The organism is Burkholderia sp. Bp8963 (assembly GCF_003854275.1).
Classification (GTDB): Bacteria; Pseudomonadota; Gammaproteobacteria; order Burkholderiales; family Burkholderiaceae; genus Burkholderia.
This window is the reverse complement of sequence record NZ_QTQP01000013.1, coordinates 153925-167599: the sequence shown is the minus strand read 5'-3', so window position 1 is coordinate 167599 and position 13675 is coordinate 153925. Positions and strand designations below refer to the sequence as shown.

Here is a 13675-nt window from a genome sequence, read left to right as displayed (position 1 = left end):
CCTGGTCCCAGACACGTCAGACCAACGGGTTCCTGGAAGCCATCAACGGCCTGTTTCAGGCCGCCAAACGACGTGCTCGCGGCTACACGAACTTCGAAACTATGCGCACCGTGCTGTTCCTGATCGCTGGCAAGCTCGACTTCACTTCGATCAACCCGCATACCGCATAACCCATTCAGATTTCAAAAGAGCCAGATAATTCCTGGTCTGCTTCGAGTCGGCTGCGGAAGTTGGGTGCGGCAAGAGGGGGCACGGATCGGCGGTAGGCGATGAACTTCCGGGTTCGGCCAGAAGCCGACGGCCGCGCTGTTAGGGGGTCAAGGGCGGGTAACCGAACTGATCGGACATCCGAGCCGGCTTCTCGGGGACAGCAGTTCGGCCTTAGCCGACATTGGGGCGGGATGGGTTCTATGTCCGCAATATTGCGGATTGCTGTCAGCGGCTGCATCGAGCAGCCGACCGTCAGCTTCCTGCATCAGCGAACTCACACTCACGACCCGAGACGCCCGTTGCTCACCCTTGAGCGAACGACAGATACAGATCTACGTGCGGTCAACGGCTCCTAAAGGTTGCGCAGGAACTCGATCAGAGCGGCGTTGACGAGGTCCGGGGCCTCTTGTTGAAGCCAGTGACCCGCTCGTTGAATGATTTGAGAATCTCGCAGGTGGGGCACAAGCTTCCGCATGCCGCCGATGATTTCCTGCATGCCTGGAATCGCTAGTCCGGTGTCGTATTCCCCGACTAGATAAAGGGCGGGAGTTTGGACAGGCAGGCCATTGAAGGCTGCCTGCAATTCCCAGTTACGGTCGAGATTGCGGTAATAGTTCAGCCCGCCGCGAAACCCCGACGCCTCGTATGCCCGCACAAAAGCGTCGAAGTCGGCCTTATCGAGCCATGTGGGTGGCGACGCAGGTTCAGGCAAAGCGCCGAGGAGTCCCGCCTGCCGCGCAACGAGTCCGAAAGGATTGGGTGTTTTCTGGTCGCGCGGGCCGGCGTCCCCTGATGCCCAGAAATAAAGCTTACGCAGTGTAGCGGCAACGTCGAGCTCGAGTTCGCTCTCGGCTTGCCCCGGTTGAGAAAAGTAATGCGTGTAAAACCACGCTTGTTCAGTTTGCGGAAATATCCGGCTCGGCGCGATCGGGGCTCGGTCCATCATGGGAACCCCGAGCGCGACGACAGCGCGAAAGCGGTCGGGGCGCAACAGCGCGGCCTGCCACGCAATGGTTGCGCCCCAGTCATTTCCCACCACGACAGCCTTTGTCTCTCCGAGCGTGTCCATGATCCCGACGAGGTCACCGATGATGTCGAGCGTCGTATACCGCCCCGGTTCAATCGGACAATCGCTGAGTCCGAAGCCCCGCAGATCCGGTGCGACTGCGCGAAATCCTGCATTCGACAAGCCCGCCAATTGGTGTCGCCACGCGTACGACGTCTCAGGAAACCCATGAAGAAGCAGGACTAGCGGCCCCGCTCCTTGGGCGGCGACGCTCAGGCGGACGCCATTGGTTTCGATGAAGGACTGAGTAAATGCGTACACGATCGCGCTCCGATGGTTGCCTTAAGTCACGCGAAATCGTAACATCAAATGTCACGAATAGCTTGCTTCAAAAAACATGCAACGAGATATACGGCTGGCCCGGCTTCTTCACGTACTCGTACACATGCACCTGCGCGGCGGCACAACCACCTCCGAGACGATCGCGCAAATGCTACACACTCAGCCGTCGCTGGTTCGACGCACTATGGCTGCGCTGCGTGCGGCCGGTTATGTAGAGTCGATCGTCGGACCGGGGGGAGGCTGGGCTCTCTGTCGTGAACTCGGCGATCTCACCGTGCGTGACATATATGCGGCTATAGCACCCAAGAGCGCATTCGCAATCGGTACGGCGGACGACAATCCGGCCTGCCCGGTGGAGTCAGCAGTCAACCGGTTCCTCGACGATGCACTGAGTTCGGCAGAGGACGAATTGCTCCGGCGTCTCGCGAAAATGCGTCTTTCCGACATAGCACGGCACGTGAAGGTGCCGAAGGCCTAAGGAACGTCCACTTTTGGCGCGGTGGCAGTCGTCTGTCTGTAGGCCGCGTACGACCGCTTCTGGCCGACAGTTGCCTGTCGGTTTCGGACCGGACCTCGGCCTTAGCGGACGTTCGGGGAAGTGAAGCGTTGAGGCAGCTACAGGTCGCTGTCCGGACATTCGGACCACCGCGGCCGCGAATGTCTGATGTCACTGCCAGCGAATGCGTACTGTCGACCCGAAGCAGCCAACGGCGTTCGCGCGAGATCAGTGGCCACTTTCGCGGAAAAAACGACCTCTCACGCCCCTTGCGGTGCTCTTGCCAATCCCAGATACCCGAACACCGCCCGTCTGACACGCTGCTTCAGCGCAGCTTTATCGGATTCTCCGGCTACACCTGCCGCATTGATCATGCCTTTGCTAAGGGCGACGATATCGCGAGCCGCCACCATCTCGTCAGGAATGCCATGCCGATGCAGCAGATCGGCCACCCTTGTTTCAAGTTCGCGCTGAAGCTGATCCGCTTCAAGGTCACTTCCAATCATTGTCGAAGCATATTCAAGCGTCCGTGCCAAAGCCGGACGATCCAGCTGATGTCGTACTGCGGCCTCAATAATCCGATCGATCTGCCCCTCCAGGCCCGCGCCCGGTAGCACCTGAATCGCTTCGATCACGTCGTCGGTAAGCTGGGCTCGCCCCCGCCTGATTAACTCCACAATCAAGGCGTGCTTCGACGGAAAGTACTGGTAAAGGCTGCCAATACTGACGCCCGCGAGATCCGCCACCGCATTGGTGTTGAATCCGTCGAATCCGGAGGATTCGACAATGCGAGCAGAAGCTTCGAGAATGACCTCGAACATTGCAGCGGAGCGCGCCTGGCGTGGCCGTTTACGCGGATAAGAGAGGAGTTCGGTCATCAATGAAAAATGCGAGTATGAAATACGAGCAATTACTCACATACTGATCGAACCAGCCACCTCTTGCAAGACCCAACTCATGGACCATTCGACTCGCCGTTACAACGTATTTGTGCTGCTCAAAACCACGCCAGCGTGGCTTGCCATGTCGCGTTCTCATCGCGACGGACTTTCTGCCGCGATCATGGAAACGGCATTGACGGGTACCGATGTTCGGGTCAGCCATTTCGATGCCGAAGCATTCAGCGGGCGCTGTACCGACGTCGCCCAATTTGAGGCAAGTGACTTGCGCACGTTTTATGGCGTGATGGAACGTCTGCGCGATTCCGCACTGTTTTCAGTACCCTATTTCGAGGTGGTCGATATCATTCCCTCGATCCGGAATGGGTATCGGGAAATCGACGTGGTGTGATGGTGAGCCCGGGTTACGAAGTCACGGGCGCCAATACTCCGCCCAAGAGCGGCCCTTCGCTGCTTGGTCGAGTCAGTTGTTTGAACGGCTGCTCGCGTAACTGGAGCGGACTCTTGAGTGTCTGAAGAGCGAAGAACCCGAACGACGCTTTCTGGCCGGCTGCCACCTGATACGGTCGGCCGAAGGTGACGGTGGATTCAACCGGTCGATACACCGGCTGAACGATTCCATCAAACTGTTGCATCGACCGGTTGAATCCACCGCCAGTTTGAGCCATTCAGAGGAAGCGTTCGCGGGTCCGCTCCCGGCTCGACATGAGACGGTCGCTGATCGCGCTCTGAGCTTGCCGTCCGCCATTCCAGGGCGTCGCGAATTGCGGACGAAGGGTGACCTGCTGTGTGACCTGACGTCCAGGTGCGACGACGCCGGTGAATAATGCCCGGCCCACCCGTGAGGCCGTGCTGCAGAAAGGCAGAGGCTCGTTTGGCGGGCACACCACGTGAAGGCCGGCGCCTGAACGGGAACCGCGAACAGCTACCTGCGAAACGCGCTTCGCGTACGCCAAGCACGTCGAGGTCCACCGACAAGCGGCTCAAATCACGCAGTCGGAACGGTTCCGCCGTCGATGACGTACTCAGTGCCGGTGATGGCGCTGGCCCGCGCAGAGACGAGGAAACCGATGAGTTCTGCGACTTCTCGGGGAGAGCATGGCCGGCCGAGCGGAATGCCCCCGAGCGAATCCATGATGATCTTGCGGGCGCCTTCCGTGCCGATGCCGTTCTGCCGGGCGATCTCAGCAACGAGACTCGCGGCGGCATCCGTCTCGACCCAGCCCGGGGAGACACGCACGACCCGAACGCCTTTCGGACTGACTTCCTTGGACAAGGCTTTGCTGTAGTTCGACAGGGCAGCCTTGGCGGCGGCATAGGCAATCGTGGCCTCCGTCAACGGTAACTGCCGCTGGATCGATGTGACGTGGACGATGACGCCCGAGCGCTGCTCGACCATCAAGGGCAACAGCGCGCGATCGATGCGCACTGCCGGGAACAGGTTCAGGCTCAATGCCTTGTTCCATTCGTCGTCGTCGAGCACCCTGAAGCCACCCGCCGGCGCAGATGAGCCACCCGCCACGTGCGCGATTATATCGACGCCGCCGAGCCGTTCGAGCACGGCGTCGACAATGGTTTTACAGCCCTCGGCCGTCGTGATGTCCGCACCGATGAACCGTTCTTCGGAAAGGTCATCGGGACGCGAACGTGCCGTCGCAAGGACGTTCGCGCCGGCCTCGCAAAGTTGCGCGACAACGGCTTTACCGACTCCTTTGGTCCCGCCTGTGACAAGCGCCCGAAGGCCCTGAAGTTCAAGTGCGGCGCTCATCAGTGAATCTCCAGAGACGCGATCTTGCCGCCGGCTAGGACAAACGTGTAGGTCAGTTCGACCGGGCTACCGGGGAAGTCGCCGGTGAGCCTGGCGCGCATCGTCACGGCGGCGCCATCTTGGGACAGGTCCAACGGCTCGACGTTGTATTGGTACCGGGATTTGGCGTCTTTCTTCCAGGCCTGGATGGCTTCGAGCCCCTCGATAGTGCGGCCCTCGTCGCGCACGACGGCATCGGCAGCGAAACAGTTCGCGAGAGGAGCGGTGTCGCTGGTGGCTTCCGCGTTCAGATAGACATCCAGTGGCGGGGGCAGGGTCATGTTCATCGGACTTTTCCTGAACGTCACGTTTGCATGTCCCAATGATGGCGCTATAGTTACCACATCGCAAGAACGCACTAAAAAGTAAGTAAGCCGTGCCCAACCGAAGAGCCTACACTCCCACGACCGCTGCGATCGACGTCGAAGCCGCATTCAAGCTGCTGGAAGGACGTTGGAAGCTGGTCATCCTGTTTCACCTTTTCGGTGGTCAGGTGCGACGCTTTTCGGACCTGGAGAGGCTGATCCCAGGCATCACGCAAAAGATGCTTGCCCAGCAGCTACGCCGCCTCGAAGAGGACGGCATTGTGACGCGCACGGTCTATCACCAGGTGCCGCCGAAGGTGGACTACCGCCTGACCGATTGGGGGCAGGCGCTGTGCCCGGCACTGGACGCGATCCTGAAATGGGCGGAGCGCCGTGAAGACTTTCCATCGGCTGCGTCAAGCGTGCGTGCCTAAGGCTGACTGACCTGTTTTCCTGAATTCGAATTCGGTGGGTCGTCAACGAGGTGTCTGCTAAGTCAACGACGGATGCGTCTGCATCGGTTTTGGGTTCTCTCCCAACGTTTTTGGAGTCACGCCGTCGGGTCGCGGTATGGTCGGACCGCGTCAGCGATCCGCCACTTTCCGTGATGGCCGACGAGATAAAGGCCGACGCGCTATCCGCGGTCGTCTCATGTTGCCCCCGGAGCGGACGGTGCGGAATGATCACGCACTCACTGAACCTGAATGCGCGAACATGGCGGACGCATGTTCTGGATGAGCTGTCAATTCGTCACCGGCGTGGCGCCTGCCCAATTTCCGTCATTCCGGTCCCAAGGGGGCACGCCACCGAACGCATCGACCAGGTAATCGATCATGACGCGCACTCTGGCACTCAGATGCCGACGGCTCGGATACAGCGCGAGTATGTCGATATCCGGCAAGCGGTACTCAGGCAACACATGAACGAGCCGACCTTCGCGGAGATCGTTGCCGATCAGGAAAGTGGGCTGCCAGATCAAGCCGTGTCCGGCGAGGGCGGCTGTGCGTGCCGTATCGCCGTTGTTGGTATGCATGTGACAGTCGACCTTCACCGAGTGAAGCTTGCCGCGCGCGTCGATCAGTTGCCAGTCGTCGCCCGTGGCCGCATACGTATAGCCGATACCGCGGTGCCCGACCAGGTCCGCTGGACCTGCCGGAACGCCGAAACGAGCCAGATAGGCCGGCGACGCACACAGGATGTTTTGCGACGTCGCCAGCTTGCGGGCCGCATGACTGGTCGAACCGGCGCGTGAGATACGAATGGCGAGATCGTAGCCTTCATCCACGATATCGACGACGCGGTCGATCAGGCCAACGTCGAGCTCGATTCCCGGGTATTTCCGCATGAACTCAGGCCACAACGGCGCCAGATACAAAATGCCGAAGCTTACGGGGGCATTGATGCGTAGCCGTCCGCGCGGCTCGACTGACGCCGATGACACCAGACCCTCGGTCTCGGCAACGTCGTCGAGGATCGACTTGCAACGGGCGTAAAGCGTCTCGCCGCCCTCGGTAAGAGAAAGCGTGCGCGACGAGCGATTCAACAAGCGCGTGCCTAGATGTGCCTCCAGTTCATTCACATAACGGGTGACATTAGCGGGCGACGTGCCGAGCGCGTCCGCGGCGCGCGCGAAGCCGCCCCGGCTCACCACCGTCACGAAAACCTCGAAGGCGCGCAGGCGATCCATCAAACACCTCGGTTCATTCACAAAAGCTGAATGATAGAACCATATTTTAGGACCTTTCTGCTATCAGAACTGAAGCCTATATTGCTTTCCACGGGCCAACGCATAGGGCACTGGCCGATGAAGTCCATCAGGAGATTGACAATGCAACGCTTGACAGAAAAGGTCGCGATCGTCACGGGTGCCAGCGCAGGAATTGGCCGTGCGACTGCAAAGCTGTTCGCGAAGGAAGGCGCCAAGGTGGTCCTCGCGGCGCGGCGCGCGGCGGAACTTGAAACGCTCGCTGCGGAGATCGTCAGCGAAGGCGGCGAAGCCGCATATCTGGCGGGTGACGTGCAATCGGAGGACTTCGCGAAGGCGCTGGTCGCGCTCGCGGTGAGCCGCTTCGGCCGCCTGGACATTGCCTACAACAACGCCGGTACGCTCGGCGAGATGGGGCCGAGCACCGGTATTTCCGAAGCAGGCTGGAATGCCGCGCTGTCGACCAATCTGACGAGCGCCTTCCTTGGCGCGAAACATCAGATTCCGGAAATGGTGAAGCAAGGCGGCGGATCGATCATCTTCACGTCGACGTTCGTCGGTTACTCGTTCGCGTTTCCTGGCACGGCGGCCTACGCGGCGAGCAAGGCCGGCCTGATCGGCTTGACGCAGGCACTGGCTGCCGAATATGGCGCGCAAGGCGTGCGCGTGAACGCGGTGTTGCCGGGCGCCGTCGACACGGACATGTATCGCGGTATGAACGACACCCACGAATCGCAGGCGTTCGTCACGGGCCTGCATGCGCTCAAGCGCGTTGCAAAGCCGGAGGAACTTGCCCGGTCGGTGCTGTATCTCGCGTCAGACGATTCGTCATTTGTGACCGGTACGGCATCACTCGTCGACGGTGGCGCGTCCATTACCCGGACGTGATCTCTCTCCGCAGTCGGCATCTGATTCATACGAGGCGATGCCGCCAGTTTTACTCCACTCATGCAAAAAGGAAACGACTCATGAACCTGAATCTGCAAGGCAAACTCGCATTGGTAAGCGGCAGCACCGCAGGCATTGGCTTCGCTATCGCCAGCACTTTGGCGCGGGAGGGCGCGCGCGTGATCGTGAATGGCCGCTCGCAGTCATCGGTGAATGACGTGGTCGCACAACTAAAAGCCGAGACGGGCAGCGATGTATCGGGTTTTGCGGGCGATCTTGGCACAGCTGCGGCGGCCGATGAACTCGCAACGCGCTATCCGGACGTCGAAATCCTCGTCAACAACCTCGGTATCTTCGAGCCTAAACCGTTCGAGGAGATCCCCGATGCCGACTGGTCGCGTTTCTTCGACGTCAACGTGTTGAGCGGTGTACGCCTCGCTCGCCTGTTTCTGCCCGCGATGAAGCGTGCCAACTGGGGGCGCATTATTTTCATTTCGAGCGAAAGCGGCGTGCAGATTCCAGCCGAAATGATCCACTACGGGATGACGAAAGCCGCGCAGATTGCCGTGTCGCGCGGGCTCGCCGAAGCCGTTGCCGGCACTGGCATTACAGTCAATAGCGTGCTGCCGGGGCCGACGAAATCGCGTGGCGTGGGCGAGTTCGTGGAGGCTCTTGCAAGCGCCGACGGCAAATCGTTTGAAGCGTTCGAACAGGAGTTCTTCGAGAGGGTCCGCCCCACATCGCTCATCAAGCGATTCGGTTCGCCGCAGGAGGTTGCGTCGCTCGTGGCCTATATCGCCAGTCCGCTTTCATCGGCCACAACGGGAGCCGCGTTGCGAGCCGATGGGGGCGTTATAAAGAGCGCCTTTTAAAACCCCGGCCGACAGCAGCGCGGTCACATCGGGACATTGACCGAGACAACTTTGGAAACCCCGGCCCAATGCACCCGCGGGCCGCTATACCCCACGAAACGGCCATTGATGCCACGAGATCGTGAACGGCCGTTGCGGGTCGGATTCGGAAGTTGGCGGCTGGTGCTGCAGCGCACGATCGATACCCGGCGCCGAACTTCCGGGTTCGGCCATTAAGCGACGCTCGCTCGACAGCTACAAATGACTGAAACCCGACGCGTTCGTGCTTTCGACCAGCCTGGTATCGACGAAGGAGCGCATAGGCCGCGCCGCATTGAACGCTGGCCGACGAGGCTAGCCGCGTCCGGCGCCGGGCACCGCCACGCCAGCCTGGGTCGCCCATTGTTGCGGGGTCAGCGCGCGTGAGTACCCGCGCGTCCAGCTGCCGATGCCAAGCGTCGCACGCTGCTGGCACACGACCGCGACGAACTGTTGCGTTGCGAGTTCAGGCGCCGCGCGAAACGCGAGGTTCGCAACCTCGCGCACGCCGTCTTCGCTAACGAGTCCCGGATCGGTTGCGCCCACCGTGATCGTCGTCTGCTGGTACGACTGCCGCGCCATCCTGACGTTGCTTACCGTGACACCGCTGTAGCGGACGCCCTTCACGGTCGACATCGCGCGCAGTACGGATTCGCTGTACGGCACCAGAAGGTGCGAGACCCAACGGTTGAGCGCCATGCACCCGACTCCCACGACCACCGCGCCCACGCCCATAGCGGCCCAGTGCCGCTTCGCCATCGGTCGCGGCGCGAGGCCGCTGACGGCCACCGGCACCACCACGCTCGACGTGGCGAAATCCTGCAACGAGCGCCGGTCACGGCGGTTGAAGATCATGAGGTAACCCAGCGCGAAGGTCCACCGGAAGATGACGAAGCCGTTGAGTTTCCAGATGACCGGCATCGACGCGTACTGCACCGGATACGCGGCGGGTACGTCGATGAAAGCGATCCCGAACAGCACCGTCGGCACCGCGATTACCGCATAGCGCAGCCAGGCGCCGGCACGCGTGAGCGAACCACCCGTGCTGCCGTAGATGATCACCTTGATCTTCATCAGGCGCTTGCCCGGTGACTGGCCGACCGCATCGGTCAGCGCAAACATCATCATTTGGCAGACCCGCATCAGCATTTGCGTCTGCTGACTGTATTAAGTGAGCGCGCAAAGGTAGTTCGGAGGAGTTGCATGCCCTTGATCTGAGCGAATGGATTCTACCCAGGAAAGGAGTGCAGTATGAATCTAGCTACGGGGAGATTGCTCACAAAGCGAATTATTCTGTTTGGGGCACTCTTTTTTGTTCTGGTCAATCTTTCGCTGGCAGTGGATTAATTTGTTTTTCGCGTGCGGAAGATGGCGGGGTTCTCAATATTCGACCTGCTAACATCCGTCTTGATGGGAGGCGAGTCATGTCCATACTTGGTGGGACTCGAAAATGCCTTAAGGTAACCGCGGGTCACCATGTCGTCGTGGCGTATTCTTCTGACCCGTACGATCCAAACGCTAGGAATGAGGATGCTTGGCGATCCGATCCAACGTAAGCGCCCGGCAAAGGCGCCTTGAAGCGCAGGAGTTCTGACGCGAGCATCGTGTCCATTAACAACTTTTAATGGACAGGTGTACACGATGGAAGAACTCGCAGCGAATCCCGAAGTCGCCGTGCAGCCGGTGCGCCGCCGCCGGCATAGCAAAGAATTCAAGGCGGAAGTGATGCGTGCGGCGATGCAGCCGCACGTATCAATCGCAGCGGTGGCGCTGCACTATCGCCTCAATGCCAATTTGGTCCGCACGTGGATCACCCGGCAAGCCAAGTGCCAAGGCGGTGCACAAGCCAGTCATTCAACCGATGCGTCGCCTGCGGAATTTGTTCCGCTACAGCTCGCGGCGCCGCCGAGCACAGCACCGGCATCTGGCGCAATCGAGGTGGAAGTGCGCCGTGGGGCAACGACGATCACGGTGCGTTGGCCGTTGTCGGCCGCCGGCGACTGCAGCGCGTGGCTGCAAGGCTGGCTGCGGTGATTCGCATCGAGGCGATTTGGTTGGCGACCGAACCGCTGGATATGCGCGCCGGCACGGAGACGATCCTCGCGCGTGTCGTCAAGGTCTTCGGCTCGGCGCGCCCGCATCACGCGTACTTGTTCGCCAACAAGAACTCGACACGGATGAAGGTGCTCGTCTATGACAGCTTGGGTATCTGGCTGGCCGCTCGGCGCCTGAACAAGGGGCGGTTCGTCTGGACGAATGGGAATCTGATGATCGCCACCGCGCTCAACCCCGAGCAATTGCAGGCGCTGGTGATGGGGCTGCCCTGGCGCACGCTCGCCCACGATCACGCGATCACGGTCGTGTAATGTCCCTAAAGCCGTAAACCGGCTTGCTTCCGCGGCGCGGTGGGTTCTGGCAGACTGCCTGCATGAACCTACCCGCCAATCTCGACGCTATGAGCCCCGACGAGCTGCGCACGCTGGCTGCGCAGTTGATGGCTCAGGTCGGCGAGAACGAGCGGGAACTGCACTACCGTCAGACGCGTATCGACCAGCTCACGCACGAGATTGCTACGCTCAGGCGCCTGCATTTCGGCAAGCGCAGCGAGCAACTGAACGTCGAGCAGATGAGCTTGCTGAACGAGGCCATCGACGCCGACCTGGCTGCACTGGAAATCGAACTCGAGCAGTTGCAGTCGAAGACGCCCGAGGACAAGCAGCGCCCGCAGCCCAAGCGTGCACCGTTGCCGGCACACCTGCCGCGCACCGACGTCCACCATGAGCCCGACGACATCACGTGCGCCTGCGGTTGCCAGCGAGTGCGTATCGGCGAGGACATCAGCGAGAAGCTGGACTATACGCCGGGGGTGTTCACGGTCGAGCGTCACATCCGCGGTAAATGGGCCTGCAAGGCATGCGAGACGCTGATTCAGGCACCTGTGCCGCCCCATGTGATCGACAAGGGCATTCCCACCGTCGGGTTGCTCGCCCAAGTGTTGGTCGCGAAGTACGGCGATCACTTGCCGTTGTACCGTCAAGAACGCATCTTTGAACGCGCGGGTCTTGCCATCCCCCAGTCAACGCTGGGCGAGTGGGTCGGCGTATGCGGCGTGCGATTACAGCCGCTGGTCGACGCGCTTCGCGAGGTGCTTCTGCAGCACGACGTGCTGCATGCCGACGAGACGCCGGTGCAAATGCTCGTTCCCGGCAAAGGAAAGACGCAGCGCGCGTACGTGTGGGCATACGCCACCACGCAATTCTCTGACGTGCGCGCCGTCGTCTACGAGTTCGCCGATAGCCGCGCGGGCGAACATGCTCGCAAGTTCCTCGGTGACTGGCGCGGCAAGCTGGTATGTGACGATCACAGCGGCTACAAAGCCGGATTCGAGTTGGGTATCACCGAGATCGCATGTGTCGCCCATGCAAGACGCAAGTTCTTTGAGCTGCACGCCAGCAACAAGAGTGAAATCGCTGAACAGGCGCTGAAATACTTCGGCGAACTTTACGCGGTCGAGCGCGATGTTGCAGAACCCACACCCGATCACAGACGTGAAGTGCGCCAAGAGCGCGCTCGGCCGATCGCCGATGCGTTACATCAATGGATGCTCGCCCAACGCAAACTCGTCTCCGAGGGATCGGCGATCGCCAAAGCGCTCGACTACAGCCTCAGGCGCTGGGAGGCACTTACGCGTTATCTGGTCGATGGGCACGTGCCAATCGATAATAACTGGCTTCATGCCGCTAGCGGCATGAACCCAGTTATGCCGACTCCCCGATTATGCCGCGTCATGCATACGCGTGGCGGTGGGTATGGCCTTTCATGATCGCTGTGTCGGCATAAACGTATGATTTTCTCAGGCTGGCTATCGCGCTGGCCAGGAGAGATCAGATGAATGCGACACGCACAGTCAGCGAATCCGGCGGGCTGCCGGCCCATCACATCGATGCATTTCTTGATCGTCTACGGACGGCACACTATTCCGAGGTATCGCTTCGCAAGAAACGAAGAGTCCTGTGTGCGTTCTCTGGGTGGATGAAGAACAGGAACATCGACCTGATTGATCTCGATGAGTCTGTCACGGCTCGTTTTATGAATCGCATGATCGACGTTTCACGAGACCGTGTCCAGCGTGCGCGTCCCACCTTACGGCAGTTTCTTGCCTATCTGCGCGCGGAAGCCATTGTGTGTTCGCCGACGTTGGGCGGCCAGTCCGAGATTGCGCGCATTTATCGCCGATACCTGGACCATCTGAGGCAGGATCGTGGACTCGCGAAGAACTCGCTGCTCGTCTACGGCCCCTTCATTCGCGACTTTCTCGACAGCCACTCGGCCGGCGACGGAAGTATATTGCCAGATGCATTTTGCGCCGTAACGATCCGAGATCATTTTCTTGCTTACAGCAAAGGTCGATCGGCGGAGTACACGCGGCTGATGGCAGTTGCGCTTCGCTCGTTCTGCCATTTCCTCTTTCTGCGCGGCGATACGGCCCGAGACCTGTATGAGTCAGTGCCTTCGGTTCGTAGGTGGCGACAGTCAACTGTACCGACGTTCCTCACGCCTGAGCAGCAAGAAGCTCTCATTGCATCTGCAGACTGGTCGACTCCGACTGGGCGCCGTGACTACGCAATTCTGCTGTTGTTGGCGCGGCTCGGTCTACGTGCCGGAGAAATAGTTGCCATGCAGCTCGACGACATTCATTGGCGTTCGGGGGAACTCGTCGTTCATGGCAAGGGGCAGATGGTGGAGCACGTCCCCCTGCCATCGGAGGTCGGAGCAGCAATCGCTACTTATCTCCGCGATGGTCGCGGAGCAAGTGCATCGCGGCACGTATTCCTTCGCAGATTGGCACCCCGGGTTGGTCTGGCGGGACCGGCGGCGATTGGCAAGATTGTATGTCAGGCCTTCGCACGTGCAGGTTTCCGCCCCGCGTGCCGTGGTGCCGCACATCTGTTTCGTCACGGTCTGGCGACGACGATGATTCGTCACGGTGCGTCGATGGCGGAAATAGCCGAGGTCTTGCGGCATCGTTCACAGGACAGTACCGCGATCTACGCAAAGGTCGCGTTTGAGGACCTGCGCGGGGTCGCGCGTTCGTGGCCCACGGCGGGAGGTGCAATATGACTGCGA

The 13675-nt window shown here is 60.4% G+C and carries 15 protein-coding genes and 1 pseudogene; 10 read left to right on the top strand and 6 right to left on the bottom strand.

Going from position 1 to position 13675, the window contains the following annotated elements; genetic code table 11:
- Nucleotides 1-170 (top strand): transposase (locus DID96_RS13950; RefSeq protein WP_148094503.1); only part of this gene is annotated, 170 nt, incomplete at its 5' end.
- A gap of 392 nt (nt 171-562) precedes the next feature.
- Here the strand turns inward: DID96_RS13950 and DID96_RS13945 are convergent.
- Nucleotides 563-1537 (bottom strand): alpha/beta fold hydrolase, encoded by a 975-nt coding sequence (locus tag DID96_RS13945; RefSeq protein WP_124599877.1) that lies wholly within the window; start codon nt 1535-1537, stop codon nt 563-565.
- 76 nt (nt 1538-1613) lie between these two features.
- Here DID96_RS13945 and DID96_RS13940 point away from each other — a divergent pair, with 76 nt between their 5' ends.
- On the top strand, nt 1614-2036 hold the full coding sequence (locus tag DID96_RS13940; protein WP_124599876.1) for an Rrf2 family transcriptional regulator: 423 nt from the start codon (nt 1614-1616) through the stop codon (nt 2034-2036).
- A 278-nt stretch (nt 2037-2314) separates the two neighbouring features.
- Here the strand turns inward: DID96_RS13940 and DID96_RS13935 are convergent, their stop codons facing one another.
- Entirely contained in the window at nt 2315-2932 is a 618-nt protein-coding gene (locus DID96_RS13935; protein WP_124599875.1) for a TetR/AcrR family transcriptional regulator, read from the bottom strand.
- A 79-nt stretch (nt 2933-3011) separates the two neighbouring features.
- Between DID96_RS13935 and DID96_RS13930 the strand changes: the two genes are divergently transcribed.
- Nucleotides 3012-3344, top strand: a complete 333-nt coding sequence (locus DID96_RS13930) for a darcynin family protein (RefSeq protein ID WP_124599874.1) — start codon at nt 3012-3014, stop codon at nt 3342-3344.
- 597 nt (nt 3345-3941) lie between these two features.
- Here DID96_RS13930 and DID96_RS13925 read toward each other — a convergent pair.
- Nucleotides 3942-4721, bottom strand: a complete 780-nt coding sequence (locus DID96_RS13925; protein WP_124599873.1) for an SDR family oxidoreductase — start codon at nt 4719-4721, stop codon at nt 3942-3944.
- Nucleotides 4721-5047 carry a nuclear transport factor 2 family protein gene (locus DID96_RS13920; RefSeq protein WP_124599872.1) on the bottom strand — a complete coding sequence of 109 codons (327 nt, stop codon included), beginning with the start codon at nt 5045-5047 and terminating at the stop codon, nt 4721-4723. The genes DID96_RS13925 and DID96_RS13920 overlap by 1 nt, the downstream gene beginning before the upstream one ends.
- Nucleotides 5048-5136: 89 nt before the next feature.
- Between DID96_RS13920 and DID96_RS13915 the strand changes: the two genes are divergently transcribed.
- The gene (locus DID96_RS13915) at nt 5137-5499 is read left to right on the top strand and encodes a helix-turn-helix domain-containing protein (protein WP_124599871.1); all 363 of its coding nucleotides are present in this window, start codon (nt 5137-5139) and stop codon (nt 5497-5499) included.
- A 308-nt stretch (nt 5500-5807) separates the two neighbouring features.
- On the opposite strand, the gene DID96_RS13910 is transcribed toward DID96_RS13915, so the two are convergent.
- On the bottom strand, nt 5808-6752 hold the full coding sequence (locus DID96_RS13910) for a LysR family transcriptional regulator (RefSeq protein WP_124599870.1): 945 nt from the start codon (nt 6750-6752) through the stop codon (nt 5808-5810).
- Nucleotides 6753-6893: 141 nt separating this feature from the next.
- On the opposite strand from DID96_RS13910, the gene DID96_RS13905 reads away from it, so the two are divergent.
- On the top strand, nt 6894-7658 hold the full coding sequence (locus tag DID96_RS13905; protein ID WP_124599869.1) for an SDR family oxidoreductase: 765 nt from the start codon (nt 6894-6896) through the stop codon (nt 7656-7658).
- 80 nt (nt 7659-7738) lie between these two features.
- A complete protein-coding gene (locus tag DID96_RS13900) occupies nt 7739-8530 on the top strand; it encodes an SDR family NAD(P)-dependent oxidoreductase (RefSeq protein ID WP_124599868.1) in 792 nt (263 codons plus the stop codon).
- A 333-nt stretch (nt 8531-8863) separates the two neighbouring features.
- On the opposite strand, the gene DID96_RS13895 is transcribed toward DID96_RS13900, so the two are convergent.
- The gene (locus DID96_RS13895) at nt 8864-9691 is read right to left on the bottom strand and encodes an RDD family protein (RefSeq protein ID WP_185732252.1); all 828 of its coding nucleotides are present in this window, start codon (nt 9689-9691) and stop codon (nt 8864-8866) included.
- A gap of 498 nt (nt 9692-10189) precedes the next feature.
- Here DID96_RS13895 and tnpA point away from each other — a divergent pair, with 498 nt between their 5' ends.
- The 4 genes and pseudogenes from tnpA (at nt 10190) to DID96_RS13875 (ending at nt 13669) form a co-directional block, all read left to right on the top strand.
- Complete coding sequence (tnpA, locus tag DID96_RS13890) at nt 10190-10582, top strand: IS66-like element accessory protein TnpA (protein ID WP_124599866.1); 393 nt, start codon at nt 10190-10192, stop codon at nt 10580-10582.
- A complete protein-coding gene (tnpB, locus tag DID96_RS13885) occupies nt 10579-10914 on the top strand; it encodes an IS66 family insertion sequence element accessory protein TnpB (protein WP_148094502.1) in 336 nt (111 codons plus the stop codon). Before tnpA ends, tnpB begins: the two co-directional genes overlap by 4 nt.
- A gap of 62 nt (nt 10915-10976) precedes the next feature.
- Nucleotides 10977-12275, top strand: a pseudogene (gene tnpC, locus DID96_RS13880) (IS66 family transposase); the annotation flags it as partial.
- Nucleotides 12276-12436: 161 nt separating this feature from the next.
- Nucleotides 12437-13669, top strand: coding sequence for a site-specific integrase (locus DID96_RS13875; protein WP_124599865.1), 1233 nt, complete (start codon nt 12437-12439; stop codon nt 13667-13669).
- The last annotated feature ends 6 nt before the right edge of the window (nt 13670-13675 follow it).

Coding starts and splice junctions, on each gene's coding strand:
- DID96_RS13940 (WP_124599876.1), top strand. CDS start 1,614: ATGCAACGAGATATACGGCTGGCCCGGCTTCTTCACGTACTCGTACAC.
- DID96_RS13935 (WP_124599875.1), bottom strand. CDS start 2,932: ATGACCGAACTCCTCTCTTATCCGCGTAAACGGCCACGCCAGGCGCGC.
- DID96_RS13930 (WP_124599874.1), top strand. CDS start 3,012: ATGGACCATTCGACTCGCCGTTACAACGTATTTGTGCTGCTCAAAACC.
- DID96_RS13925 (WP_124599873.1), bottom strand. CDS start 4,721: ATGAGCGCCGCACTTGAACTTCAGGGCCTTCGGGCGCTTGTCACAGGC.
- DID96_RS13920 (WP_124599872.1), bottom strand. CDS start 5,047: ATGAACATGACCCTGCCCCCGCCACTGGATGTCTATCTGAACGCGGAA.
- DID96_RS13910 (WP_124599870.1), bottom strand. CDS start 6,752: ATGGATCGCCTGCGCGCCTTCGAGGTTTTCGTGACGGTGGTGAGCCGG.
- DID96_RS13905 (WP_124599869.1), top strand. CDS start 6,894: ATGCAACGCTTGACAGAAAAGGTCGCGATCGTCACGGGTGCCAGCGCA.
- DID96_RS13900 (WP_124599868.1), top strand. CDS start 7,739: ATGAACCTGAATCTGCAAGGCAAACTCGCATTGGTAAGCGGCAGCACC.
- DID96_RS13895 (WP_185732252.1), bottom strand. CDS start 9,691: ATGCGGGTCTGCCAAATGATGATGTTTGCGCTGACCGATGCGGTCGGC.
- tnpA (WP_124599866.1), top strand. CDS start 10,190: ATGGAAGAACTCGCAGCGAATCCCGAAGTCGCCGTGCAGCCGGTGCGC.
- DID96_RS13875 (WP_124599865.1), top strand. CDS start 12,437: ATGAATGCGACACGCACAGTCAGCGAATCCGGCGGGCTGCCGGCCCAT.